Annotated in this window: 1 protein-coding gene; it reads right to left on the bottom strand. The window is 66.7% G+C overall.

All coding sequences use genetic code 11. From position 1 onward, the window contains the following. Positions 1-636: toprim domain-containing protein (locus E1218_RS35830; protein ID WP_233712708.1), on the bottom strand; the 636-nt coding region annotated here is incomplete at both ends.

Below are 636 nucleotides of genomic sequence, written 5' to 3'. Positions count from 1 at the left end.
AAGAGACAGGGGCTACGTCGTTGCCCATGAGGAGGTCGAAGACTGCTGCGGCGGCTTCGCCGTCGTCGACGGTGATGCGCCGCAGGGTGCGGTGGCGGGGGTCCATGGTGGTTTCGGCCAGTTGGTCGGCGTCCATCTCACCGAGACCCTTGTAGCGCTGCGGGGGTTCCTTCCAGCGCACGCCCTTCTTCATCAGCTCGGCCGTCTTCCGCTGGTACTCGGCGTCGCTGTAGGTGTACAGGTACTTGTCCTGGCCCTTCTTCGGGTTCGTCAGCTCGAACCGGTGCAGCGGCGGGACGGCGGTGTAGACCCGGCCGGCGTCGACCAGCGGCCGCATGTAGCGGAAGAAGAGCGTGGCCAGCAGGCAGCGGATGTGCGCGCCGTCGGAGTCGGCGTCGGCCATGAAGATGATCTTGCCGTAGCGGGCCTGCTCGATGTCGAAGCTGCGGCCCGACCCGGCGCCGACGACCTGGATGATCGAGGCGCACTCCACGTTCTTCAGCATGTCGCCGACCGACGCCTTCTGCACGTTCAGGATCTTGCCCCGGATCGGCAGCAGCGCCTGGAACTCCGAGCTGCGGGCGAGCTTCGCCGTTCCGAGGGCCGAATCACCCTCGACGATGAACAGCTCGGACC

The sequence above is a fragment of the Kribbella turkmenica genome (assembly GCF_004348725.1).
Classification (GTDB): Bacteria; Actinomycetota; Actinomycetes; order Propionibacteriales; family Kribbellaceae; genus Kribbella; species Kribbella turkmenica.
The sequence above is the reverse complement of the archived record's forward strand: the minus strand, read 5'-3'. Positions and strand labels throughout refer to the sequence as shown.